The 24,190-nt window shown below is 73.1% G+C and carries 17 protein-coding genes and 2 pseudogenes; 8 read left to right on the top strand and 11 right to left on the bottom strand.

Annotated features, from left to right (window positions below):
- Positions 1 to 282: 282 nt before the first annotated feature.
- On the bottom strand, positions 283 to 525 hold the full coding sequence (locus tag ACFQZ6_RS00095; protein WP_381617960.1) for a S1 RNA-binding domain-containing protein: 243 nt from the start codon (positions 523 to 525) through the stop codon (positions 283 to 285).
- A gap of 25 nt (positions 526 to 550) precedes the next feature.
- A pseudogene (locus tag ACFQZ6_RS00090) lies at positions 551 to 1,105 on the bottom strand (helix-turn-helix domain-containing protein); the annotation flags it as partial.
- A 620-nt stretch (positions 1,106 to 1,725) separates the two neighbouring features.
- On the opposite strand from ACFQZ6_RS00090, the gene istA reads away from it, so the two are divergent.
- From istA to ACFQZ6_RS00050, 8 genes are all read left to right on the top strand, one after another.
- Complete coding sequence (gene istA / locus ACFQZ6_RS00085) at positions 1,726 to 3,075, top strand: IS21 family transposase (protein WP_449334067.1); 1,350 nt, start codon at positions 1,726 to 1,728, stop codon at positions 3,073 to 3,075.
- Entirely contained in the window at positions 3,072 to 3,842 is a 771-nt protein-coding gene (gene istB / locus ACFQZ6_RS00080) for an IS21-like element helper ATPase IstB (RefSeq protein ID WP_381604214.1), read from the top strand. Before istA ends, istB begins: the two co-directional genes overlap by 4 nt.
- Positions 3,843 to 4,870: 1,028 nt before the next feature.
- The gene (locus tag ACFQZ6_RS00075; protein WP_381604212.1) at positions 4,871 to 5,692 is read left to right on the top strand and encodes an AfsR/SARP family transcriptional regulator; all 822 of its coding nucleotides are present in this window, start codon (positions 4,871 to 4,873) and stop codon (positions 5,690 to 5,692) included.
- A 1,289-nt stretch (positions 5,693 to 6,981) separates the two neighbouring features.
- Positions 6,982 to 7,722 (top strand): thioesterase II family protein, encoded by a 741-nt coding sequence (locus ACFQZ6_RS00070; RefSeq protein WP_381604210.1) that lies wholly within the window; start codon positions 6,982 to 6,984, stop codon positions 7,720 to 7,722.
- A 99-nt stretch (positions 7,723 to 7,821) separates the two neighbouring features.
- Complete coding sequence (locus ACFQZ6_RS00065) at positions 7,822 to 8,775, top strand: aromatase/cyclase (protein ID WP_381604209.1); 954 nt, start codon at positions 7,822 to 7,824, stop codon at positions 8,773 to 8,775.
- Between the two features lie 831 nt (positions 8,776 to 9,606).
- Positions 9,607 to 13,563 carry a condensation domain-containing protein gene (locus ACFQZ6_RS00060; protein ID WP_381604207.1) on the top strand — a complete coding sequence of 1,319 codons (3,957 nt, stop codon included), beginning with the start codon at positions 9,607 to 9,609 and terminating at the stop codon, positions 13,561 to 13,563.
- A 182-nt stretch (positions 13,564 to 13,745) separates the two neighbouring features.
- Entirely contained in the window at positions 13,746 to 13,904 is a 159-nt protein-coding gene (locus ACFQZ6_RS00055) for a hypothetical protein (RefSeq protein ID WP_381604205.1), read from the top strand.
- 199 nt (positions 13,905 to 14,103) lie between these two features.
- Positions 14,104 to 14,400 (top strand): DUF6059 family protein, encoded by a 297-nt coding sequence (locus ACFQZ6_RS00050; RefSeq protein WP_381604203.1) that lies wholly within the window; start codon positions 14,104 to 14,106, stop codon positions 14,398 to 14,400.
- Between the two features lie 189 nt (positions 14,401 to 14,589).
- On the opposite strand, the pseudogene ACFQZ6_RS00045 reads toward ACFQZ6_RS00050, so the two are convergent.
- From ACFQZ6_RS00045 to ACFQZ6_RS00005, 9 genes and pseudogenes are all read right to left on the bottom strand, one after another.
- Positions 14,590 to 15,566, bottom strand: a pseudogene (locus ACFQZ6_RS00045) (3-oxoacyl-ACP synthase III family protein).
- Between the two features lie 230 nt (positions 15,567 to 15,796).
- Positions 15,797 to 16,975: a hydroxymethylglutaryl-CoA synthase gene (locus tag ACFQZ6_RS00040; protein WP_381604201.1), complete on the bottom strand. Its 1,179-nt coding sequence runs from the start codon at positions 16,973 to 16,975 to the stop codon at positions 15,797 to 15,799.
- 4 nt (positions 16,976 to 16,979) lie between these two features.
- The gene (locus tag ACFQZ6_RS00035) at positions 16,980 to 18,041 is read right to left on the bottom strand and encodes a hydroxymethylglutaryl-CoA reductase (RefSeq protein WP_381604199.1); all 1,062 of its coding nucleotides are present in this window, start codon (positions 18,039 to 18,041) and stop codon (positions 16,980 to 16,982) included.
- Positions 18,038 to 19,183 carry a type 2 isopentenyl-diphosphate Delta-isomerase gene (gene fni / locus ACFQZ6_RS00030; RefSeq protein ID WP_381604197.1) on the bottom strand — a complete coding sequence of 382 codons (1,146 nt, stop codon included), beginning with the start codon at positions 19,181 to 19,183 and terminating at the stop codon, positions 18,038 to 18,040. Before fni ends, ACFQZ6_RS00035 begins: the two co-directional genes overlap by 4 nt.
- A complete protein-coding gene (locus ACFQZ6_RS00025; protein ID WP_381604195.1) occupies positions 19,180 to 20,406 on the bottom strand; it encodes a phosphomevalonate kinase in 1,227 nt (408 codons plus the stop codon). The genes fni and ACFQZ6_RS00025 overlap by 4 nt, the downstream gene beginning before the upstream one ends.
- Positions 20,406 to 21,401: a diphosphomevalonate decarboxylase gene (mvaD, locus tag ACFQZ6_RS00020; RefSeq protein ID WP_381604194.1), complete on the bottom strand. Its 996-nt coding sequence runs from the start codon at positions 21,399 to 21,401 to the stop codon at positions 20,406 to 20,408. Before mvaD ends, ACFQZ6_RS00025 begins: the two co-directional genes overlap by 1 nt.
- A gap of 64 nt (positions 21,402 to 21,465) precedes the next feature.
- A complete protein-coding gene (mvk, locus tag ACFQZ6_RS00015; protein WP_381604193.1) occupies positions 21,466 to 22,416 on the bottom strand; it encodes a mevalonate kinase in 951 nt (316 codons plus the stop codon).
- 514 nt (positions 22,417 to 22,930) lie between these two features.
- Entirely contained in the window at positions 22,931 to 23,116 is a 186-nt protein-coding gene (locus tag ACFQZ6_RS00010; RefSeq protein WP_360228327.1) for a hypothetical protein, read from the bottom strand.
- The gene (locus ACFQZ6_RS00005; RefSeq protein ID WP_381604191.1) at positions 23,113 to 23,745 is read right to left on the bottom strand and encodes a hypothetical protein; all 633 of its coding nucleotides are present in this window, start codon (positions 23,743 to 23,745) and stop codon (positions 23,113 to 23,115) included. The genes ACFQZ6_RS00010 and ACFQZ6_RS00005 overlap by 4 nt, the downstream gene beginning before the upstream one ends.
- Positions 23,746 to 24,190 lie beyond the last annotated feature (445 nt).

Here is a 24,190-nt window from a genome sequence, read left to right as displayed (position 1 = left end):
TTACCGAAGTGCTGCGTCTTGTGCTCTCGCGTCCCTTGGGGCCGTGGGCGCCCCCTTGCTTCTGTGTGGCCCCTGGCCTGGTGGTGCATGTCAGGAGCGGGGAGCGGGGAGCGGGGAGCGGGAAGCGTTCGATGTCTGGGCTGGGGCCGTCCACCGAAGCGTCCTGGCAGCGCTGGTGCTGTGACCGTATAGGTTCACCGGTTTGGGGCGTCGTGTCTTCCTGTGGTTGAGCAGACGTTCAGGAGTACTCGCGTAAGGGAAGGGTCGCAGGAACGCAGCGTGTCACACGCCGGCGGATGAGCTTTGTCGTCGGGAGAGGGATAGCCTGCGTCGCTCTCGGTCGGTCTCGGTGACGACCACCGTGATCTCGTCGCCGGCCTGGACGGCATCTGCTGGAGTCTCCACTGGTGTCCAGGCGAGCTCCCGCAGGTGAACCAGTCCCTCGATGCCGTCGGCGACCTGGGCGAAGACCTCGGACGGGATCAGCTTGGTGACCTGGCCAGGCGGTTTCTGCCTCGCCGTGATGGTGTCGGCGAATATCTGAAAAGGGGAGGACCTTCTCGATCCGGTCCAGCTTCGCCTCGCGGTTGGGGTCTGGGGATTCCTTCCACGTCTGGGTGCGTTGGAAGGTCACGCCGCGGTGGGCGAGCAGGCAGCGTGACGCCTCGCGGCCGGTCCGGATCACGTGGCCGTGGGCTTTGCGCGGATAGGCGCCGAGCTTGCGCAGGGACCAGCGGGTGAAGGGCTGGCCGAGCTTGGTCGGGCGGGTGATGGCCGTCTGGACGACGAATTCCTTCCCGTCAGGGCTGAGTTGGCGGGAAGGGCCTCTCGCCCACCGAGGGTCCAGGCAGGCCGGGCCGGTCTCGTTGAAGCGGTGGATCACGTCCCGGACGGTGTCCTCGTCGGCCTGCACCAGCTGGGCGGTCACGGGCACCCGATTCCCGCCGGCCGAGGCCAGAAGCATCATCGCGCGCCGGTAGCGCACCGAGCTGGTGCTGCCCCGGCGCGCGCTCTGCTGCAGTTTCTGTCCTTCCTGGTCGGTCAGTTGGCGCACACGGGCCCCTGCACCTCCAGCGGTCGGAACGGACGTCTCCGCCCATCCCACCGCCCTGACCAGCAACCCGGCGATCCTTCCTGGTCAGAGCACTGGCCGATCTGCCTGTCGGCTGGATTGGCTTCGACGGCTGACCTCACCGGATCAGCGGCGGGGTCCGTCATTGCCCCGGTGACAGGTCACGTCTTGCCAGTTGCTGACGTGAGCTGATGGTGAGGCGGTGGGTGTCAGTCCCCGCCGGAGCGCGACGAGGAGTCGCCTGCTGGGGGAACTTCGCTTGCTGGGGGCAAAGTGGAAGGAGGTGGTGGTCTCGTCCTGGCAGAGGGTCTGGAGGAAGTCGAGGTGGCCGAGCTCGCCGCCGTGGGCGGGGTCGGGGCGGGCGCTTTTCGGGGGTTGCCGGTTGTCGCCTGAAGTTGGCTGCGGGGTGGGGCGGCGACTGCTGCGGGTCGTTGCTTGGTGCTGCGGCAGCGTCAAGCGGTGTGTCGGCGTACAAGCGAACGTGCACCACCTCGTACGGATGAAAGTGCACCATTCTTGATGCGGTGATGGGGTGCCAGCCGTGAGCCTGCTGCTGTCGTTTCGGGGTGGCAGGGAGGCCGCTGACGGTGGTTTTGGATCCACATCGCTGGCTGGAGTTGAGGCGGTTCCGGCCGCTGTACGAGTCCGGTGCGATGAGCTTGCGGGAGATCGCGAAGGAGACCGGGCTGAACCGCCGGACGGTCAGCAAGTACCTGAAGGACTCCGCGGCGGTCGCGCCGCCGAAGAGAGAAACAGCAGATCAGCGGCCTCGGCGGGTGGTGGATGAGGTCGCGCCGCTGATCGACGCGATGCTCAGGTCGGAGATCCTGCTCAAGGGCAGGGTGATCCACGACCGCCTGGCCCAGGAGTACGGGGTCGCGATCAACTACCAGCGGGTGAAGCTCTATCTGCAGGAAGCCCGGCCCCGGATCGCGGAGGAACTGGGCATCAGCCCGGGTGAGCTGGCGGGCCTGCACCGGCGCTTCGAGGTCGTCCCCGGTGCTCAGGCCCAGGTCGACTGGGGAGACGAGGGCAAGATCCTCGCGCATGTCGGCATCCCGAAGGTCTATTCCTTCCACATGACGCTGTCGTACTCGCGCGACCCGTTCTGCTGTTTCACCACCAGCCAGGACCTGGCCACGTTCTTCGACTGCCATCGGGCCGCGTTCGCGCACTTCGGCGGGGTGCCGATAAGTATCGTCTATGACCGCACCAAGACGGTCGTGCGCCGGCACGTCGCCCCGGGTGAGGCGGTTCCGCTGCACCCGGAGGCGGTCGCCTTCGCCGGCCACTACGACTTCGACATCGACGTGCTGGCCGCCTACCGGCCTCAGGGCAAGGGCCGGGTCGAGCGGCAGGTGAACATCGTCCGCGACCACGTCCTGGCCGGGCGGGCCTTCTCCTCCATCGAGGAACTCAACGCCGCCTTCGCCGCCTGGGTCCCGCTGCGGCGGGCGAAGGTCCACGGCACCCACGGTGAGGTCATCGGACACCGGGCCGTGCGCGACCACATGGCCCTGCGTCCGCTGCCGGCGGCCCCCTACGTGGTCGCCCAAAGGCACCTGCGGCATGTCGGCAAGGACTGCCTGGTCGCCTTCGACGCGAACCTCTACTCGGTGCCCGCCCGCAAGGTCCGCCCCCGCCAGCTAGTCGAGATCCGGGCCACGAAATCGCAAGTCAGCCTCCATTCCACCGTTCCCGATGCAAGCGGCCAGACCCTGCTGGCCATCCATCCGCGGGCCGTTGGCCGGGGCGCCCGCATCGTGGATGAGACGCACTGGGACGGCCTTCCCACCGGCGCAGGCCGCCGCGTCACCACCGGTGACGACGCTCTGCCCTCACCCCGACGCGGCCAGCCGCCGAAGGCGGAGGCCGGACCGCTGCAGGCTCTGCTGAACCGGGCCGCCGCCGCGAACGTCGAGGTCGGCCGCCGCCCGCTGTCGGTCTATGACGAGCTGACCGGCACCCGTCCCTTCACCACCCCGACCAAGGAAGCCCGTTGAGCGAGCTGACCAGCACCCGCATCCGCACCACCGCCGCCAAGCTCGGCCTGCCGCACCTGGCCGAGGCCCTGAACCAGTACGTCCAGCGGGCGGACGAGGCCAAGATGGGCTACCTCGACTTCCTCGACCTCGTGCTGGCCGAGGAACTCGCCGTCCGCGACGACCGGCGCTTCCGCAACGGTCTGCGGCTGTCGAAGCTGCCGCACCACAAGACGCTGGAGGACTACGACTTCTCCTTCCAGCCCGACCTCGACCCGCGCAAGGTCAAGGACCTGGCCACCCTCTCCTTCGTCGAGGACAAGGCCAACGTCGCTCTGCTCGGACCGCCCGGGGTCGGCAAGACGCACATCGCCGTCGCCTTGGCGGTCGCGGCCTGCCGGGCCGGCTACTCGATCTACTTCACCAGCCTTGACGACATGGTCCGCCACCTCAAGGCCGCCGAGGACCAGGGCCGTCTGATCAGCAAGCTCACCAGCTACCTCCGGCCCGCCGTTCTCGTGGTGGACGAGGTGGGCTACCAGCCGCTGGAACGGGCCGAGGCGAACCTGGTCTTCCAGGTCATCTCCAAGCGTTACGAGAAGGGCTCGATCATCCTGACCTCGAACAAGACCTTCGGCGAATGGGGCCAGGTCTTCGGCGACGAGGTCCTGGCCACCGCGATCCTCGACCGGCTCCTGCACCACTGCGAAGTCGTCTCGATCAACGGCAACAGCTACCGGCTCAAGAACCGCCTCCAGGCCATCGAGCGGGAGACCGACGTGGCCTAACCAGTGGTGCACATAACTTCGTACTCGGTGGTGCACTCACATAAGTACCTGGACACGGTGCGGTGAGGGGGCTCTGTGCTGCATGGTCGACGGGGCCTTCGTGCCCGTCGGCGGTCACTCGGCGGCCGGGTAGTCGAAGAGCCACCGTTCTTCCACGGCCTGTCAGGTGGTGATCGACCCGGACATCCGACGGGTTGTCGTGGCGGGTTGGCCCCGTGCCGGGTAAGCGGCACGACCTCCCGGGCTGGGCGGGGTCCGGTGCCGAGGATGGCGTCAAACCCCTCATGACGATCGCCGACGGGGGCTGCCACGGCGCTGGTCGGGTAGCGGCTGCCGGACTGTGCCCGCCGCGCTTGTGGCAGGTGTGCGCTCCCGCCTGCCCGTCTTCCCCGGCTGCGGCTTCCTGGCTGTGGGCCCGCGGCTGGGGATGCCCCTGCGGCCTGGCGGCCTGGCGGCGGCCCTGCGGCCTGCCGGGCTTGCGGGTGCGGGTGCGGGTGCGGGTGGGGGTGCCTGCTGTCGTGGTTGCGGCCTGCGGGGGGGGGGGGGGGCTTGCGGGTGGTGGGTGCCTGGGGTGGGGGGCCTGCCGGGCTTGAGGGCGCGGGGTGGGTTGGGGTGGGTTGGGGTGGCCGGGGTGGTTGGGGTTTTGGGGGCCCCGGTGTCGGGGGTGCTGGGCGGGGGGCGGTAGGGTTCCTGCCCCGGTGGCTGGGCCGGGCCCGGCCGGTGCGGGTGGTGTGCCCGGGGGTGGGGTGGGGCGGGAGCCTGGCGTGTGCGGTGGGGAGCGCAGTATACCCGCATATGGTGCCCGGGTGTGAGAAGAAAGCATTTCTAGTCGTTGGCGCGATATTTTCGGCCAATTCCTCGGGGTTTCCTTCTGCCTTTCTCGAATTACGCTGCGTCGGCTGTGGGGTCTTTGAGGATTACTCAAATGCCGCTGAAGGAACCGATGCCTCCGGTGTCGTTCGGATAGCGTGCGAGTTCGCCGACGACTTTCCGCCATCGGGAGTGTCCGACGACGAACGGAGGGAACCATGGAGATTCAGGTCTTGGGTCCGCTGTGTGCCGCCGTGAACGGGGACTCGATCGTCCCGACCGCTGGGAAGCCCCGACAGGTTCTGGCGCTGCTGGCCCTGTACCCGAGCCGTGTGGTGCCGGTGTCGACGCTGATGGAGGAGATCTGGGGGACGGACCTGCCGCAGAGCGCGATGACGACCCTGCAGACCTACATCATGCAGTTGCGGCGCTGCCTGGGCACCGCGATGGGGCCGGGCGCGCCGGGCGCGGCGAAGAACGTCCTGGCCACCCGGCACGGCGGCTATCTGCTGCAGATACCGCCGGAGTCGGTGGACGTGCACACCTACGAGCGGCTGGTCGCCGAGGGGCAGGAAGCCTTCGACGAGGGCGAGGACGAGCGAGCCGCGCGCAGTTTCCGGCAGGCGCTGGCGCTGTGGCAGGGCCCGGCCCTGGTCGACGTACGCCTTGGGCCGGTGCTGGCGATCGAGGTGACGCGGCTGGAGGAGTCGAAGCTGGTGACCACCGAGCGGCGGATCGACGCCGACCTGCGGCTGGGGCGGCACGCCGAACTCATCGCCGAGCTGACCGACCTGATCGCCCGTCACCCGCAGCACGAGGGCCTGCACGCGCAGGCGATGGTGGCCCTGTACCGGTCCGGGCGGCAGGCCTCCGCGCTGGATGTGTACCGCAAGCTGCGCGAGGGACTGATCGAGGAACTCGGTGTCGAGCCCTCCCCGCAGTTGCAGCGGCTGCACCAGGCGATGCTCTCGGTCGATCCCGAACTCGACGTGGTGGCCGGGCCGCGCCGCGGGTCCACCTTCGACCGCTACGCCGCCTGACCCCCCACCCACCCCCGGGCAGGTGGGGGGCGAGCCTGCGCCGCGCCCCCCACCCGGTGCGGGCCTGCCCGCCCCCCGCCCCCCGGTGCGGGCCTGCCCGCCCCCGCCCCCCCCGGGGAGGGCCTGGGCGCCCCGCCCCTTCGGGGGACCGGCAGCAGCTGCCCGTCCTGGGGTAGGGGGTGCCTGCCCGTTCCTTCCGGGCCGCGGGCGTCCGCCCGCCCCGGGGAGGGCGGGGTACGTGCTCGCCACCCGGCTTGGGCAGCGGGGTACGTGCTCGCCACTCGGCTTGGGCAGCGGGGTACGTGCTCGCCACTCGGCTTGGGCAGCGGGGTACGTGCTCGCCACTCGGCTTGGGCAGCGGGGTACGTGCTCGCCACTCGGCTTGGGCAGCGGGGTACGTGCTCGCCACCCGGCTTGGGAAGCGGGGCGCGTGCTCGCCACCCGGGTTGGGAAGCGGGGTACGTGCTCGCCTTGGGGCGCGGACTTTTGTGTCCGGGCCGGGGTGTCTGGTGCGAGCCCGGTCTGCGCCGCTGGGAACGGGCCCGGCCCCGGGAGTCGGTCTGGTCCTGGGGGTGGTTTTGCGGTTGGGGACGGGTTTGTGGCGGCCGGTAGGTGTCCGGTCCGGCGGCGCGGGTGCGGCGCCGGACCCGGGGGTTTCGTCTGTGCCGTCTTGCCCGGAGGTCTGCCTGCTGCGGGCCTGGTCTGGTCTGCCTGGTTCCGTGCCTACTGCGGACCTGGGCCTGCCCGGCCCCGGGCTCGGTACGTGGTGTGAGGGGCGGACACGGCGACCTTGGGACGCGGCCCACTGGGCCGCCGGTTCCGGTTCTTGCCGCACCGTGGCAGCTTCCGCGACACGGTCAACGCCTGCTGGGGTGGCGGTCTTTCTCGCCTTCGTCTTCCGCGTTCCCCCTGCTCACCTTTTGCGCTCCTGCCCGCCGTATCCCCTGGCCGCCTTTCTGTGCCCATGCCCATGCCCGCGCCGGTGCCGGTGCCGGGGGCTGCTGCTCCTGGCGCGGTAGCGGTGTGGGTGCCTGCCTGCGGGCGGGGGTGGGAAAGAAAGGGGGCGGCTGGTTGGCGTCAACACCACCCCCGGGCGGGTTTCGCGGTCCCCGGCACGCAGCCCCGGGGGCGGTGTTCGTGGAGGTCGTGGTGCGCGGTGGCGGCGGTGGGGGGCCTGTGTCGTGGGGGAGGGGGCCGGGGGGCCTCGGGTGGGTTTCGAGTGGGGTTCGAGGGCGGGCGGTGATGCTCGAAGCCGGCCCTGGTGGCAGGGGGACGCGAAGGAGGATGCCGTGTCGGACGAACCGCCAGTGCGCCTGCACTGTTTCGCACACTCCGGTGACGGCGTGTCCGTGTTCGACGGCTGGCGAAGCGCTGTCGGCCCCGGGGTCGAACCGGTCGCCGTCCGGCTGTCCGCCGCCCGCGGTGGCCGGGCGCTGACCACCCGCCAGGACCTGCTGGCGGAGGTACTGCCCCGCCTCACCACCCCGCCATCGGGCGGCCCGTACGCCCTGTACGGGCACGGGCTGGGCGCGCTGGCCGCGTTCACCGTGGCCCGCGCCCTGCAGGAGAGGGGCGCCGCGCCGCCGGTCCTGCTCGCGGTCGGGGCCTGCCCGCCGCCCGTCCCCGCGTGGGCGCCCGCCCCCCACACCAGCGACGCCGACCTGCTGCGCCTGCTGGGGCAGGACACCGTCATACCGCCCGCCAGCGACGAGGGCGTCTTCCTGCGCGCCATGCTGCCGGTGCTGCGCGCCGATCTCGAGCTGGCCCACAGTCTGCACGAGGCGGCCCGCACCCCCAGCGACGCGCCCGCCCCCGCCTCCGCGCTGCTGGTGGTCGCCTCCCAGGACAATCCACTGGCCCCGGCCTCGATCGCTGAGGGCTGGCGCCAGTTCACCCGCGGACCCGTGCACCTGCGCACCGTCCCCGGGCGCCACTTCTTCGTGCGCGGCGGCCGTGCACTGCCCCGGCTGCTGGGCCGGGCCTGCCGCGTCGCGCGCAGGCTCGCCTTACAGCCCGCGCCCATCGGCTGACCGGCGCGCCGCGGCCCGCGACCCCCGACCACCCCCCGTTCCTCTGGGGGCGGGCGCGCGGCCGGTGTGACGCAGAACCACGAAGCGAGGTGTTGACGAATGTTGGGTGAGGAGCGTGCCGACACGACGGCACTGACAGTACAGCTGGCCGCGCCCGCCGGCGTGGTCTACGCCGTCCTGGCCGACGCGGCCACCATGCCGCTGTACTTCCTGCCATGCATCCACGTGGAGCGCCTGCACTTCGACGGCGAACACGAACGCACCCGGATGTGGGCGCTGATGAACGGGCAGCTGAGGTCCTGGACCTCCTCGCGCCACCTGGACCCGGTGGCCCGCCGGATCGAGTTCTGCCAGCAGCGGCCCGGCCCCGCACCGGACTCCATCCGCGGCGTGCTCACCGTCCGCGACCGCAGCCCGCACACCACCGAACTGGAACTGCGTTTCGGTGCCCGCACCCCCGGCGCCCCACCCCCGCCCGCCTGGCAGTCCTGGATAGCCCACCTGGACAGCCACAGCCAACTCGCCGGACTGAAGAACTTCACCGAGCGGTGGACCCGCCTGGACGACCTGGTGCTGTCCTTCGAGGACTCCGTGCGCATCAACGGCCCCGCCGAACTCGCCTACGACTTCCTCTACCGCGCCGGTGACTGGCCGGGCCTCGTCCCGCACGTCACCGCCGCCCACCTCACCGAGGACGCGCCCGGCGTGCAGCGCCTGGCCCTTCAAACCCTCACCGACACCGGCAGCCGCGCCACCTCCGCGGTGCGGATCTGCTTCCCCCACGCGGGCCGCATCGTCTACAAGCAGACCGCCTGCTGGGACCTGCTCGCCTCCCACACCGGCGAGTGGTCGGTCGTCCCCGACGCCACCGGCGTGACCGTCACCTCCCGCCAGAGCGTCGTCCTGCGCGAGGAACACCTCACCACCGGCCCCGGCGCCGGGCAGCACCTGGCCCGCGCCCGCCGCCATGTGCGCACCGTCCTGGGCCAGAACTGCCTGGCCCTGCTCGCCCTGGCCAAACAGCACGCGGAAACCGCCGTCCGGATGCTCTGACCCCACCGCTCCCGACCCCCCGGCACCCCCCCCGCACCCCGGCACCCCGCACCCGCCAGCCCCCCGGGGGGCGCCCCGCGGGTTTTCCTTCGCGCTTCCTTTGCGTCCTGCCCGCCCTCATTTCCCGTTTCCGTGCGCCGCGTGCGTCGTCTGCCTCCCCGGCTGCTGTGTGCGCTGTCTTCGCGCACCAGCAAAAAGAAGGGGGGCGGGGTAGGGCCGGGGTATTTCCCGGTCCGGGGAAACCACGTCTGCTCATTCGCGGCCCTGGCCTGCGCACGCCGCTGCTGATACGGGTCTCTCGCATCCCGCTTGGGGGCCGCTGCATATCCGCTCAGGAAACGGGACTTCGGGCGCGTCCTGCCATAGCGTGCTTATTCTTGCCGTTGCGGGCGCGGGAATCAGGCCAAGACGCCGCCGCGGGGGCCGTGGTCCAGGGGGAAGAGGAGTCACGGCCCGTCCCCGGGGGGAAGAAGGGAAAAAAGAGGGGGCAGGTACGAGGGGACGAGGGGACGAGGAAAACGCAGGGCAGCAAGGGGCGGCGAAGGGGCAGCGAGAGGGCCGGCGGGCCGGGGCCCCGTCATCGCCTCCCCCCCCGGCACCACCGGCATCCCCTCATGTCCGTATCCCCGCACACCGCCCGCGCCCCCGAACACCCCCATACTGCTTTAACGTTCCCGCACCGCCTGCACGTTCCCGCACCGCCTGCACGTTCGCGGTTGACGCGTGCATGTGTTCTCGCGTGCGCCGCCGCGCCGCTTGTTGGTACTGCCGCGCCAGGAAGGAGACCGAGGGCAGCCCGCCGTGTGGCAGCGGGCCGCGCACCCGGACACCATGACTGTTCACCGTCTTCCGTACGCGCCGGTCAGTGTGGTCGTCGATCCTGGGAGGCCGCCGTATCCGGCGCCGTGGGATCTCGAGCTGCGCGGGCCGCTGGACACCGCCAGGCTGGAACGTCTCCTGGGCGGCCTGGCCCCCGCGCCGTCGGGCGGGGGGCCTGGCGGCTGGCGGCACCGGCTGCTGCGGCACGGGCCGGGCCTGCACCGGCTGCGGCTGTGGGCGCCCGCCGCGCAGTCCGCGGCCGTCCTCGCGGGCCGGATCGCCGACCGGCTCACCGGCGCGCCGGTGGCCGTGCGCCCGCTGACCCCCGCCCAGCGCGCGGTCCTGGCCACCGGTTTCGGGGGGCGTTACGCCTATGAGGCGGTGCTGGCCGAGTGGGAGACCGTGCCGGACGGTGCCGTCCTGCGCGCGGCCGCCCGGGCCGTGGTGGCCGCCCACCCCCAGCTGCGGTCGCGTCTGCATCCCACGGACGGCTGGCAGACCAGCGACGACCTGGGGCAGGGGCAGGGGCAGGACGTGGTGGTGGAGGGGGAGTTCCTCGACGAGGCCGGGTTCACCGCGCTGCTGGAGTCGGCGGCCCGCGGCCTCAGCGCGCGCGGTGGGTGGCAGGTACGGCTGGTGCTCGCCCGGGAGCGGCGGGCGGGGGCCGCACCGCGGGCCGGCCGCCTCGCGGTGCTCGCCCACCCGCTCGCCGTGGACAGCGCGTCCTGGTGTGTGCTGCTCCATGACCTGACCGCCGCCCTCACCCCCGCGCCCCGGCACCCCGACCCGCGGACGGCACCACAGCCCCAGCCAGCCCAGCCAGCCCAGCCAGCCCAGCCAACCGAGACGGCCGAGGCGACCGAGACGGCCGAGGCGACCGAGACGGCCGAGCCAACCGAGACGGCCGAGGCGACCGAGACGGCCGAGGCGACCGAGGCGACCGAGACGGCACCGGTGGCCGAGGCGGCACCGGCAGATGACGCGCAGGCGGCGCTGGCAGATGACGCGCAGGCGGCGCTGGCAGATGACGCGCAGGCGGCGCTGGCTGACTGGGTGGGGGAGCTGCGGCAGTTGGCCGGGGACGCCGTGGAGGCCGGGCACTGGGCCCAGGTCGCCGAGCGGCGCTCCCGTAGCGCCTGTGGCGGACGGCCGCCCGCCGCGCGGGGCGGCAGCGGCGCCCATGCGCCGGGCACCGGTGCGGGCACCGGTGCGGGCACCGGTGAGGCCCGGCCGACCGCCGTCGCGGTTCCGGACGACAAGACGCCCGCGGCTTCCGGCAGTGCTCAAGGCCACCGGCTGGCGCTGACCGCGGCGCTCGGCGCGGCGCCCGCCGCGTCACCGTCGGTTCTGGTCCGGCACGCCCGGTTCTCCCTGGGGCAGGAGGCGACCGAGCGGATCACCCAGAACGTGGCCCGCCGTCTGGCGCTGACCACGGAGCAGGTCCTCACCGGGGTGTTCGCGCTGGCTCTGGCCCGCTGGCAGCACAGCGACGAGGCCGTCTTCGACGTCTGCGGTGACCCGCGCGCGGGCCGCCCGCGCCTGCGCCGCCTGGTGGGCCGGCTGACCGAGCCCTACCCCGTCCACCTCACCCTCGCCCCCGGTCTTGACCCGCTGGCCCAGCTGGCCGCCCTGGCGGGGCCGCTGGCCGCCTGCGCGGGCCGCGCGAACGGTGCGGGCTTCGGCGCCTGCCGGGAGTACAGCGACGACGCCGCCCTGCGGCGTACCCTGCGCGAACTGCCGCCCGCGTGGGCCTGTCTGGCTTTGAACCCGCTCGGGGAGCAGCCCACCGGCGGCTGGCTGCCGCCGCGGGTACGCCCCGTGCCCGGCATCGCCCCGGAGCGGCCCGCGCACCCCTTACGGGTGCAGGCCCAGCTCGCCGGCGGCCGTCTGCACATCGGCCTGGACTGGATCAGCGCCCCCGCCCGCCCCGCGACCGCCCGCCCCGGCACCGACGGTTTGGGCCTGGCCGCACCCGGCGCCGACGGATCCACCGGGGGTCAGGACGCGGGCACGGGGCGGACGGTCGCCGACACGGACGTGGCGGTGTTCACCCGTCAGCTGCGCGGCCTGCTGGAGGAGTTGGCCCGCACCCCGGCTACCCCCCTTCCGCCGCCCTTCCCGGCCACCCCCCAGCAGGCCGCCCTCTACCGCAGCGGGGACGGGCGGCCCGGCACCGGACGCCATGTCGAACAACTCGTCTGGGACTGGCACGGCCCCCTGGACCTGCCCCGCTTCACCGCCGCCTGGCAGTCGGTGTTCGCCTGCGAGACGGTGCTGCGCACCGCGTTCACCGCCACCGGCGGCGCCCTTCAGCTCACCGTCCACGAGCAGGCCGCACCCGAGATCACCCGCCAGGCCCGCACCGGTGACTGGCCCGCCCTGCTGGAACGCGACCGGCTGCGCGGCTTCGACCTGCGCCGCCCCGCCCCCTTACGCCTCACCCTCCTGGACCCGCCCCCCACACCCCCCACACCGGGCACATCGGGCGGCGCACCGGGCCAGGTGGGCACCCGGATCCTGCTCACCTACCACCGGGCCCTGCTCGACACCTGGAGCGTGCACCTGCTGCTGCGCCAGTTCTACCGCGCCTACCTCGCCGACGGCGCCCTGCCCGGCGGTGAGCGCCGCCCCGACCTGCGGGACTACTCCGCCTGGCTCGCCGCCCAGGACCCCGCCCCGGCCCGCGCGTTGTGGACCGCGACCGCCCCGCCCCCCGCCACCACCCTCACCCCCGCCCCCGCCACCACCCTCACCCCCGCCCCCTTTCCCGCCCCTGCCGGTACGGGGGGTGGGCCTGGTGGTGCGGGCCGGCGGATGTGGGTGCGTCTGGACGCCGCGCAGACCGCCCGCCTGGCGCACTGGGCCGCGGCCTGGGGGACCGCGGAGAGCAGCGTCGTCCAGGCGGTGTGGGCCATGCTGCTGTACCGGGCGTGCGGCGCCAGCGGTGCGGCGCCGGTCTGTTTCGCCGTCACGGTGCCCGGCCGCGGTATCGCGCTGGACGGCGCGGACCGGATGCCGGGGCCGCTGCGTAACCCGCTGCCGGTGTCGGTGGAGGTGGACCCCGCCGACACCGTGGCGGGCCTGCTGCGCCGCCTGCGCGATGGGGCCCTGGACCTGGCGGCCTACGAGTGGGTGCCGGACGGCTGGATCCGCACCTGGCGCCGCGGCGGTGTCCCCGTCGCCAGCGCCGTCGTCTTCGAGGATCCCCCGCACCCCCTGGAGGGCCTGCACACCGCGCTCGCCGCCCGCGGCCTGGACGCGTCCTTCCCCGACCTCCTCCCGGCCCGCTCCGCCCTGCCCGCCGTGCTGCTGGCCCGCCACGACACGGCCGGGGGGCTGCTGCTGACCGCCGTCCACGACCCGGCCCACGTGGAGGAGGACACCGCCGCCGACCTCCTCGCCCACACCGTCCTGCTGCTGCGCCAACTGCCCCGCACCGCGGACGAATCCACCACCATCGGCCAGGCCCTGAACCTCCTGCCCCCCCACCCCACCTGCCGCCCCACGCCCCGCTCCGCGCCGCCCACCCCGCCCGCAGGGCCGAAAGGGCCCGCCGGGCCGGACAGGCCGGGTGGGGTGCTGGTACGGCTGCGGGTGGCCCGCGCCCCGCGGGCGGGCCGTATCGTGCTCGTCTTACCGCCCGGCGCGCCCGCCACCTGCTACGACCTGTTCACCCGCACCTATCCGGGGGTTGAGGAACTGCTGCTGCTGGCGCCCGACACCGGCCCCGCGAACGCGTGTGAGGCGCTGGCGGGGCTGACCGGCGCCCCGCTGCTGCTCGCCGGTTACGGCGGTGCCGGGGCCCTGGCCTGCAAGGTGGCCGAGCAGTTGGGCGCCGCCGGGGCCCGCCCGCCGCGGGTGGTCCTGGCCGGGGCGGACAGCGACGGCCCGGGCCGGGCCCGCGCCCTGGCCGCCGCCTTGAAGGCCGCCGCGCCCGGCGGTGCCTGGCCGCCCGCCCCGGGCGCCTGAGCGCATCCCTGCCCGCACCCGCCGACCGGGTGGGGCTCGATGTGTTTCCCACCGCCCTTCGAGCGCGCCTCGTCTGCCGGTGTGCAGGGTGGTATGTGACCGGGGTCACCCCGCCCGGCCGTGGTCCGGCCCCCGCGTGTCACCGCCCTGAGCGCTGTGAGCCGATGGAGCAGGAGGATTGGATGTACGACACCGACGACGAGGACAGCACCAGCAGCAGGGGCGGCAGCAGGCCGGGACAGGCCACGCGTGCGTGCCCGCAGCCGGTGCCCGCGCTGCGGCTGGCCGGGATCGACGAGGACGACACCTTCGAGCCCCACCTCGTCCGCGGCATCGACTGAACGCGACCCCCACCCACCCCCACACCCCGAACCCGTGAAGAGCCGGGGCCCAGGGGTGGCTGTGGGCGGGCTGCGGGCGTTCTCGACCGGTGCGCGAGTCGCCCGTGACAGCCTGCGCGTGAGGGCTGCGAAGACGTCGTGTTCAGCCCGGAGTTGACAGTCAGGCAGGTCAGGCAGCGGCACGCACCATGGGGCGGTCATGAAACGGTTGTGGCGGGGTGGGCGGCAGGCGCTGGCGGTCTGCTGCCGCCCGCTGTGGCGGTCCCTGGCCCTGTTCGGGTCCCTGTACTGCGAGCCGCGGGTCCTGCAGGAACTGTCCGGGCTGCTGCCGGGCCCGCCGCCCGACGCGGCAGGCGACCCGTGGGCGCGGCTGGCCGCGGGCGGACCACCGCCCGCGCACCCCGAACGGCTGCGCACCGACCTGCCGCTGACCCCGGCCGAGCAGCTGCTCGCCCGTGACCTGTGGCCCCACAAGGCGGGCACCCGGCAGCGGTGACCTGATGCTCCCGGCCGCCACGGTACGCGGCCGGGAGCACACCCCTGCCCCCTCTTGTCTTCGTCTGCGCCGCCTGAGGCGTTTTCCGCCCGCCCCGTGTGCCGGGGCGGGCAACGTCCAAGCCAGATCAGGCCATGCAGGCCATGCAGGCCATGCCCGGTTGGGTCGGGTGGGGTCGGGTGGGGCTGGTCACCATTCGACCAGGGCGAAGCCCGCCGCCATGCCGCCGCCGAAACCGGCCAGCAGGATCAGCTCGCCGGGGCGGAAGGCGTCCTGGCGGGCGGCGGCGTCCAGGGTGAGCAGCAGGGAGGCGGCGCCGGTGTTGGCGTAGTGCTCCAGTGTCTCGTGCATCCGGGCGTTGGGCAGTGCCATCTCGGCGAAGACGTCGTCGAGGAGGACACCGTTGGCCTGGTGGGGCACGAAGTGGCGGATGTCGTCGGGGACGGCACCGGCCTCGTGGAGGAACTGCTTGGCCAGTTGCGGCAGATGGTCGTTGACGAAGCGGCGGACCTCCCGCCCGATCATGGTGAAGTAGTGCTGGCCCTCGGCGACGGTGTCCGCGCTGGGCGGGCGGCGGCTGCCGCCCGCGGGGACCTCGATGAGGGGGAGAGGTCACCGAAGGTGTGCAGGGCGGTGTGACGGATCCGGCCGCCCGTGTCGGCCGGGCCCAGCACGAGGGCTCCGGCGCCGTCACCGAACAGGACGACCGTCTTGCGGTCGGCGGGGTTGAGGATGCTGGAGTAGACGTCCGCGCCGATGACCAGGGCGTGCCCGCCGCGGCGGGCGAGGACGCCCTCGACCGCGGACAGCGCGAAGACGGGGCCGGAGCAGACGGCGTTGACGTCGAACGCGGCGGCGCCGACCGCGCCCAGGCGCTGCTGGACGTAGGCGGCGGTGGGCGGCTGGGGGCGGTCCGGGGTGGAGGTGGCGACCACGATCACGGACAACTGGTCGGCGCTGACGCCCGCGTCCTCCAGCGCGGCCCGGGCGGCGGCGGTGGCGAGGTCGGAGGTGGCCTGGCCGGGCGCGGCCCAGCGCCGCTGCCTCATCCGCGTCTTGGCGGTGATCCAGGCGTCGTCGACCCCGGCTGCCGCGCCGACCTCATCGTTGGTGACAACCCGGTCCGGCACGTAGCCGCCCGTACCGAGGATCCTGACGTCGCTCATGCGGCGGCCCTCCCTTCAAGTGGTGTGAAAAAGCGGCGGCGGTGCGCACATGCGTCAAGGCGGGACATAGCGGGGGTGGGGGGCCTGGTGGCGCCGGACAGCACACGAAAAAGCCCCTCCGCGGGACGAGACGGGACGTCCTTTGGCAGGGCTGCCGTACGAGACCGTGTGAGGGGGTGCTGTCCGGCGCCGGGATCAGGCCGCCGGGAGGGGGGGAGTGGGTGACGGGCTCAGCGGGCCTCGTAGATGCGCTTGTGCCCGTTGAGGGCGGCCAGCCTGAACGGGCCGGTGGTCTGCGCGGGGGTGGGGTAGTCGCCGCCGTCGGTGGGGAAGGACCGCTGGTGCAGGGCCCGGTAGGCGGCGTAGTCGAGTTCGGTGCGCCGGTCGATGGCCTCGCGGTGGGCGGCGGTGCGCAGCCGGGAGCGGTAGCCGGGGGCGGGGGTGCCGCAGAAGAACTCCGCGACGCTGCCCGAGCCGTAGCTGAGGAACGCGATGGGGCGTCCGGTCAGGTCCTCGCCGGTCGTCTCCAGCAGGGCGGCCAGGCCCAGGTAGACGGAGGCGGTGTAGCTGTTGCCGACGACGCTGTTGTAGGCGGTGCTGGCCTTCACGGCCCGCTCCACGGCGTCCGCGTCGGTGTCGGCGCCGCAGTAGTTCAGCAGGTGCCGGTGGGCCTTGTAGGCCATCTTGGTGAACGGCTGGTGGTAGCAGAACGCGGCGAACTCCTCCAGCGGGCGCCCGCCTTGTTCGGTGTAGTCCTTGAAGCTGCCCTCGACGGCCTGGAGGTAGGCGGCGATGGACTCCTGCCCGTCCACCAGCGCCGCCTCACGGTAGTTGGGCCGCCAGAAGTCCATCACGTCCGCGGTGAACAGCCCGGAGGGTTCCTCGATGCGCAGCAGGGCGGGGTCGACGCCGACCAGCATCGCCACCGCCGCCGCGCCCTGGGTGGCCTCGCCGGGGCTGTCCAGGTCGTACTTGGAGACGTCGCTGGCGATGACCAGGACCTGCTGGGCGGGGTCGCGGCGGACCAGGCCGATCGCGAACTGCAGGGCCGCGGTCGCCCCGTAGCAGGCCTGCTTCAGCTCCACCACCCGGCACGCGGACGCCAGCCCCAGCAGGGAGTGCACGTAGATGCCCGCCGACTTGGCCTGGTCGATGGAGGACTCGGTGGCGAAGACGACCGTGCGGATCCGGTCGCTGCCGTGCGCCGCGATCAGCGGGGCCGCCGCCGCCGCGCCCAGGGTGACGATGTCCTCGTCGGCGGCGGGCACGCTCATCGACCGCTGGCCGATGCCGAGGTGGTACTTGCCGATCTCGGTGCCGTTGTAGGCGGCCAGCGCCGCGTGCGGCAGGACGAACTCGGTGGTCGCGAATGACAGATCGTGAATCCCGATCGCGATATCGCTGGACATGCCGTTACACACCAACCTTTTGTGTCGTAGTGTCGCGTTCCAACTGCACGTGCGCGCGCATCAGTTCACCGGGGTTGGTCTGGGCCGCCAGCAGCGACAGCTCCCCGCACAGCACGGTCGCCGCGCACAGGACGGCCAGGCGGCGGGCGTTGTGGCCGGGCTCGGCGTCCGCGCGGCAGCCCAGGCGGGCGAGGTTGGTCTCCACGAAGCCCAGGCCCTTGCCGTTGCCGACGGTGCCCACGATCAGGTTGGGCAGGGTGCAGGAGAAGTACAGGTCGCCGTCGCGGTCCTCGGCCATGGTCACGCCCTGGGAGCCCTCGACGATGTTCGCGGCGTCCTGCCCGGTGGCCAGGTAGAAGCCCAGCAGCATGTTGGCGTAGTGGGCGTTGGCGGAGCGGATACCGCCCGCGAGGAGGGTGCCGAGGAGGTTCTTGCGCAGGTTCAGCTCGGCGATCTTGCCCGCGGTGGTGTGCAGGACGCTCTCGACGATGTCGCGGGGTACGAGGAGTTCGGTGACGACGTTCTTGCCGCGGCCCAGGATGCCGTTGATGGCGGTGGCCTTCTTGTCGGTGCAGTAGTTCCCGGAGATCGACCCGTAGGAGATCCCGGGAACCGTGTTCAGCAGGTGGCTGAGCAGGGCGTCGGAGGCGAGGGTGGCCATGTTGTGGCCGGAGGCGTCGCCGGTGGAGAACTCAAACCGCAGGAACAGCAGGTTGGCGTTGATCTCGTGGCGGATGCCGATGAGCTGGGCGAAGCGGCTCCCGGCGCGCACCACGTCCCGCAGTTCCTCGATGCGGGCGTGGATCGTCTGCGCGGCCCGCAGGGCGGTGCCCGCGTCGGTGGCCTCCACCAGCACCGAGCGGGTCATCCGCTCGTCCACGAGGGTGGCGACGATGCCCTGCTCGGCCAGCATGGACACCTTCGCGCCGCGGCCCACCGACGGCCACAGCGGCGACTCGTAGGTGGCCAGCGGCACCTGGGTTTCGGTGGTGGCGACGTTGCCCGAGATCCGCAGGGGGCCCACCCACCGCATCGGGACCCCGGCGATCGCGTGTGCGTCGGTCATCGTGTGCTTTCCGTCCTGTCGTGAGCGGCAACGCCGGCGCCCGTGGCGGCACCGGGCGCGGGGGAGGAACCGGCGGCCTGCGCCGTGCCGGTGGTGGTGCGCTGGGCCAGGGGGCGGGTGTCGATGCCCCGCTGGTCGCAGAACTCCCGCAGCCCGCCCGAGATGAGCACATCGCACGCCTGCAGGTCGGCCGGGGTGCGCGCGCCGAGCATGGTCTGCAGCGCGGCCAACTGGTCCAGCCACGTCCGAAGCTGGCCGACCAGCGCGTCCACGCCGCCGTCCAGCAGGGTGCGCAGGAAACCCCCGGAGGAGCCGACCGCCTTCGCGCCCAGCGCCAGCGCGCGGGCCACGTCCAGCGGGTGGCGCACCCCGCCGGAGGCCAGCAGCGGCAGACCCGCGCCGTGGGCGTCCAGCAGGCAGGCCGCCGTGGACTGCCCCCAGCCGTGCAGGAAGGCGTACTCGCCCAGCTCCCGGCGCCCGTTCTCGATCCGCGCGAAGTCGGTGCCGCCGCGCCCGCTGACGTCCGCCGCGGCCACCCCCAGCTCCTTCAGCGCCAGCACGGTCTGACGGCTCAGGCCGTTGCCGACCTCCTTGACGATCACCGGGATGTCGACGGCCGCGGCGATCTTCTCGATCTGCGCCGCCCACGACCCGAACGAGCGGTCGCCTTCCGGCATCGCCGTCTCCTGCGCCGTGTTCAGGTGGATCTGCAGCGCGTTGGCCTGCAGCAGGTCCACCGCCCGCCACACGTTCTCCACCGACGCGGTGGCGTTCACGTTCGCGATCACGAACCCGTCCGGGTTCGCCTCGCGCAGCACCTGGAAGGTGTGCGCGCAGGAGGGGTCCTTGAAGTAGGCGTGCATGGAACCCGACGCGATCGGCACCCCGGTGGCGTGGGCGGCGGTGGCCAGGTCCCGGTTGATGACACCGGTCTTGGCGCTGCCGCCGGTCATGGCGTTGATGTAGATCGGCACCGGCCAGTCGAGGCCGGCGAACGACGTCGCCAGCGACACCTGCGGCCGGTCGATCCCGGCCAGCGCGTGGTGGACGAACGCCACCTCGTCGAACTGGTTGATCCCGCGGTGCGTGTGCTGCTGCTCGATGGCGAGCCGGACATGGTCGTCCTTGCGTTGAGCGCTCATGGTTCGGTCCCTTCCGCGGCGGTGCCCACCGGCAGGGGCAGCACCCCGGCCGCCGTCCACCGCCTGTGTACGTCGTCGATCTCGCGCGCCGCCGTGGCGTCGAGCAGCGCGATCCCGCAGTCACCGCCGCCCGCCCCGGAGGGCTTGGCCGCGCCGCCCGCGGCCTCGGCCGCCTCGCACAGCGCCGTCAGCCGGTCGGTGAAGATGCCCAGGCCCACCTCCTGGTCCAGCCGGGCCAACTGGCCGCGGGCCCGCCGGATCTGCGCCAGCAGCCCCGGCCCGTCACCGCCGTCCAGGGCGGCCGCCGCCTGGGTGACGCAGTCGGCGGCGTCCGTGACGAAGCGGCGGTGCGCGGGGCTGCCCCGCCAACTGCGCCGGTGCAGCCCGGCCACCAGCGAGGTCGTGGAGGCGGGCTGGCCCGTCCAGCCGACCTGCAGCGACAGCCCCGCGGGCGGCGGCAGGCGCCGCACGGCGAAGCCGGGCCAGGGCGCCTTGAGGGCGCGGCCGATGCCCACCCGGCGGGCCAGGTCGGTGACGAAGTCCCGGTCGGGCGCCTGGTAGAGGATCCAGCCGCCCCAGGTGCTGGCGGCCAGATCCCCGCCCGAGCCCTTCGGATCGATCCGCGCGCTGGCCAGCAGCGCCAGCCGGTACAGGTCCTCACGGCTCAGGTGCAGCCCGCTGAACGCGGCCACCGCCGAGACGGCGGCGACGGTCACCGCGCCGCTGGAGCCCAGCCCGTACTTGCGGCCCTCCTCGTGCAGACGGCTGCTGACCGTCAGCTCGAAGACGGGCAGCGGCCGTCTGCGTTCGGCCAGCAGACGGCCCACCGTCTCCACGGCCGCCACCACGTGCACCGGCCCGGCGGGCGGGCGCGGCTTTCCGCCGGGGCCGGGCGCGACCAGACGGTCCTCGTGCCAGCGCAGCCGCACCGGCGCGGGCGTCAGGTCCGAGACCAGCACCACCTCACCGGTGTCGGCGGCGGGCGGAGCGACGGTGACGGTGATCCGCCGGTCCACCGCCACCAGGATCGCCGGACGGCCCGGCTCCACCACCGCGTACTCACCCGCGACGAACAGCTTGCCCGGCGCGTGCCGCACCACCGCACCCACACCCGCACCCGCACCCGCACCCGTGCCGGTGCCGGTGCCGGTGACCGGACCCGGGCCCGTACCGGTGCCCGTAGCGGTGGCCGGACCCGTGCTGGTGCTGGTGTCCGCGGCCATCAGCTGTCCCCGCCGTCCAGCAGCCGCGCCCCCGGCCCCGGCCCGGCCACGACCACCGAGGAGGCGCCCACCACCGCGCCCACCGCGTCCGCCACCCGCGCGGCGTCCGCCCGGCGGCACAGCACCTTCACGTTCGGCCCGGCGTCCATCGTCGCGTACGCCGCCACCCCCGCCCGCCGCAGCTCAACCACCGCGTCCAGGACGGTCACCGTCGCCGGGGACAGGTAGCGCACCGCCGGACGCGCCGCCAGCATCGTGGCGTGCATCCCCAGCGCGTTGCGCTCGGCGATCTCCCCGACCGCCTCAAGGTCCCCGCGCACCAGCGCCGCCCGCATCTCGGCCAGGTCCGCCGCGCTGGAGGCGGCCCACGGCCCGTACAGCGGCGAGGTCGCCACCGTCTGCCGCATCGCCGCCCGGCTGGAGACCTCCTTGGGCCCGGCGTTGACCACCGCCACCACCAGCGCCGGATCCAGCCCGTCCGCGGCGGCGACCGGCTCGGCGTAGGACACCGCGTCCGCCTCCTCCAGGCTCGCCGTGCCAGCACCGGAGTGCCACAGCGCGAAACCACCGAACAGCGACCGCGACGCCGACCCCGACCCGCGCCGCGCCAGCCGGGACAGCTCCCGCGCGTCCAGCCGCAGCCCGTAGGCCGCCGCCGCGGCCACCGCCAGCGCGGCGAACCCGCTCGCCGACGACGCCAGCCCCGCCCCCGTCGGCACGGTGTTACGGGTCTCCACCACCGCCCGCTGCGTGCGCCCGGCACGCTCACGCACCAGGTCCAGGAAGACGGTGATCCGCCGCAGCGCCTCACCGGAGGCGCTCACCCCGTTGAACACCACCTCATCGGGCCCCGCCCCCTCACCGAGCCGGACCCGGGTGGTGGTGGGGTACACGTCCAGCGTCATCGACAGACTGTCGGTCACCGGCAGGACAAGACCCTCATCCCGCTTGCCCCAGTACTTGATCAGCGCGATGTTCGGGTGCGCGAGAGCCACCGCACCCCCGCCTTCCAGGCCGTGCGCGCCCTCGGCGTCTGGCCCCAGTACAGCGATCGGATGTTCACGGCGCATGGTTGTCGAGCCCTTTCAGCGATACGACCCACGTCTGTACGGCACCGGCCTCATGCAACTGCCGGGTGACCTGCCTGGCCCGCTCCGGCCGGGCCAGCGCGATGACACAGCCCCCCAGCCCACCCCCGGTGATCTTGGCGCCGAGGGCACCCGCCCACAGCGCGGCCTCGACCAGCGCGTCGATCCGGTTGGTGCTCAGCCCCGCCCCCCGCATCAGGTCGTGATACTCCGTCAGCCGCGCCCCGAGGTCCTCCGGCCTGCCCTCGGACAGCGCCGAACGGGCGTCCCGCACCAGATCAGAGGCGCGGCCCACGAACCGCTCCCGGGCCCCGGGATGCGCCTCGAAACCCTCCCGCAGCAGGCCGACCGCCTCCTTGGTACTGCCCGCCGTCCCGCTGTCGGCGACGATGAACAAAGCGTCCAGCCCCACCCGCAGCGGCTCCACCCGGCCCGCCTTGAACCACAGCGGCGCCGTCGCGCCCACCGCCCGCGCGTCCACGCCGCTGGCCCGGCCGTGGGCCATGTTCTCGGCCGTCTGCACCAGCTCGAACGCCGCGTCCTCCGACAGCGCGTGACCGAACAGGTCCGCCAGCGCCAGCACCGTCGCCCGCGAACTGGCCGCACTGGACCCCAGCCCCCGCCCGTGCGGCACCGAACTGTCCAGCAGCACATCCAGCCGCGGCCCGCCCGCAACCCCCAGCCGCGCCTTGAACTCGGCGATCAGCCGGCGCAGCCCGTCCGAGGCCTGCGTCACCAGCGCCCGCGACGCCGTCCCCGTCATCGTGTACGACAACTCGCCCTGGCCGTCGCCGTCCGCGGCCCACCCGGCGCTCGCCGTCACCGTGAGCTGCGGGATCGGCAGCGCGAGCGCCGCGGCGCCGTACACCACCGCGTGTTCCCCGAGCAGGATGGCCTTGGCGTGGGCGCGGCCAGTGCCCACCGAGCGGGTCCGGCGGCTTTCTGACACCCCCTCCGCTGAGGTCGGAAGAGTCAACGCACTCAGCTCCCTTTTGTCTGTTCCGCATGGAGACCGCATGGACGTCAGAAACGGCCATGCCCGCACAAGCAGCACCGGCTTGTGCGGGCATGGCCGCTTCCCAGAAAGCGTCAGGGGAAAAATGCAGGGAAATACAGGGAAATACGGGGGATGTGCAGGAGGGGGTGCGGGGGGACTTCGCGGGGACGACACGCGATCCACCACCGCACGGCAACTTTTGGGCAGGGTAGACGTGGGTAGATAGTGACACGGGCCGCGCGGGGACGCCAACACCCCACCCGCGTGACCTGGATCACGCGCGCGGTGAACGTGCCTGCGGAGCAGGGGAGTTGGGCCGCCGTGGCGGCCCGAACGCTCCTCCGGGTACGACAAGTGGACCGCCCCCGCGCGCGGCAGCGATGGCACGCGCGGGGGCGGTCCGGTCCTGCCCGTGGGGCAGGCGCCTGGCGGGGCCGGGTCAGGTCCGGCGCTGCAAGGCGATCTCGGTGAGTTCCTCGATGTCGAACTCCGAAGGGCAGTGCGGGGCGCCGTAGCGGGTGATCTTCCCGCGGCTGACCCACTTGCGGATGGTCGCCTCCGACACGCCCACCGCGAGCGCGGCCACCTTGGTGGGCACGAGACGGTGGCTGGGTGGCTTGGTCATGCGCTGACGCCCTTTCGCTGCCGCTCCATGAGTTTTCTCAGGCCCAGCCACTCGCGCATCTCCCAGGAGTGCCCCATCGAACAGGCGATGCTGCCGTGCCCGGCCTTCACGGTGGTCTTGGGGGACACGCTGATCGTCCCGGAGCAGTTGTCCACGACGCACTTGCGGATGAGGGTCTGCAGGTCACTCGGCTCGGGGTCGAGTGTCTGGCGCAGTTCCACCACCAGGGCGTCGATCTCGTCGGCGAACTCCACGGCCGGTGCCTGCGCGGCGAGCCAGGGCAGGTGCAGTGTCAGGAACCGCGCCAGGTGCGGCACGGTCCGCGGCGGGGCCGGGACGTGGAGCTTGTCGACGACCATGCCCGACCACGACTCCAGGATCGTCAGGATGTTGTGGCGGGCGTCCAGGACGGAGAAGTTCAGGTGGTCCTGCTTGCGGCTGCCCGACACCTTCGTCGGGTTCGACTGCCGCGCCGTCGTCGGTGACACCTGGTGCAGACACTCCTGGTGCAGTCCGGGCAGGGCCCGCAGACCGCGCTCCACCCGCCGGATGCACGGAGCGCACAGCAGGCACCCGGCGGCGGCCCGGCTTTCCTGGGTATGGCCCCTCGGGCATGGGTGAGACGTCATCGAAGCTCCTTCATCAGGTGGCTCGCCCCCGTGTCCATCGCGTGCGTGTCCCGTGCCTGGCCGCGGCACCCGGCTGCCGCTCAGACGCGTCACGCTCATCGTGCTCGTCGTCCTGGTGCTGCTCGTCGTGCTGGTGCTGCTCGTCGCGCTGTCCTGTCTGTCCGAACCCGTATCCGCCTGCGCCTGCGCCTGCGCCTGGGGTGGTGCTGCCGTGGCCCGGGTGGCGCGCGATGCGCCGTGCGGGCGGACAGAACCCATTACCCGACCGGCGACTCGAATCCCGATACAGCCTCGTTGGGGGCCTGCTGGGCACCGCAGGGCTCCAGCGCGCTTCCAGGCGTAAGCGAGCCCTGGTTGAGCGCCTGCGCCGACGGTTGCGAAGGAAGGAGGCACTGTGGACGGTACGCACGGAGGCGGCCGCGCAGGACGCGCCGCACTCCCCGCA

It is taken from the genome of Streptomyces flavalbus, assembly GCF_042674625.1.
In the GTDB taxonomy this organism is placed as follows: Bacteria; Actinomycetota; Actinomycetes; order Streptomycetales; family Streptomycetaceae; genus Streptomyces; species Streptomyces flavalbus.
The sequence above is the reverse complement of the archived record's forward strand: the minus strand, read 5'-3'. Positions and strand labels throughout refer to the sequence as shown.